Annotated in this window: 1 protein-coding gene; it reads right to left on the reverse strand. The window is 69.1% G+C overall.

Annotated features, from left to right (window positions below):
- Positions 1–223: AMP-binding protein (locus LG395_RS41055; protein ID WP_225814714.1), on the reverse strand; the 223-nt coding region annotated here is incomplete at both ends.

Genomic DNA, 223 nt, shown 5'->3' on the forward strand with positions numbered 1-223 from the left:
AGCGGTGGCGTGGACCTGGGGATGAGTGGTCAGGGCGTTCTCGATCTCGCCGAGTTCGATGCGGTAGCCGCGCACCTTGACCTGGTTGTCGATCCGGCCGATGAACTCCAGCGACCCGTCCGGCCGCCACTTGACCAGGTCACCGGTGTGGTAGACGCGCGGGTCGGGACGGGGCGGGCTGAGGGGGTTGGCGGTGAAGCGCTGTGCCGTCAGCTCCGGCCGA

The sequence above is a fragment of the Streptomyces spinosus genome (assembly GCF_020400655.1).
GTDB lineage: Bacteria > Actinomycetota > Actinomycetes > Streptomycetales > Streptomycetaceae > Streptomyces > Streptomyces argyrophylli.